Source organism: Vibrio sp. YT-19(2023) (assembly GCF_033337395.1).
The window spans coordinates 1-681 of the sequence record NZ_JAWOQN010000542.1; the positions used below are offsets into that span (position 1 = coordinate 1).

Annotated in this window: 1 pseudogene; it reads left to right on the forward strand. The window is 40.1% G+C overall.

The features are described 5' to 3' along the window. Positions 1–681 (forward strand): annotated as a pseudogene (locus R7E78_RS27005) (GGDEF domain-containing protein); the annotation flags it as partial.

Below are 681 nucleotides of genomic sequence, written 5' to 3' on the forward strand. Positions count from 1 at the left end.
CATCCGGAAGAAGTTTGTGCCACTCGTGATGGTGACAACATTCGGATTCAAGTGATTAAGCAAGTCAAATTTTCTGGGAAACCAGTGGCTTTTTTAATTGCGGACATTAATAAAGATATTGTTATTGAGCAATTAACCAATCAAGAGCACGAAGACAGCTACAGTCGCATGGTGCTGAAAATAAAAGATGTTGAAATGGTGGTGTGGGATTCCATCACTAAAAATTCAACCACTAATGCAGATGAGAATCATTTTCTTTCTAAAGTTTTGGATGGGAAAATATATTTCGAAGTGCCAGTGGAACAACATCACTTTAAATTGATGGCATGGTTTGGACCGCTCAACGGGCGAGACATTGTTACTTCTCGACTCTTTATTGTTGGGCTAAGTATGCTCGCCGTGATGATTGTTATTGCGCTGTGTTATGCATTTGTCGCAAACAATAATAAATTGGAATTAAAGATTAAGCTTGAGGAAGAAAAAAAGCGTAAAGATATTCTTTCTCAACAAAACCACAAACTCACCAAAGAAATAGAGCGCCGAAAAGCATCGGAGAAAGAGCTCGCATTCCAAGCCAAATACGACACCTTAACAGAATTGCCAAATCGCAGTTATGGCTCAGAACGATTGGCGCTGGAGCTTATCCGTGCATCTCGTACGGGGTCAAAAGTATTGGTGATG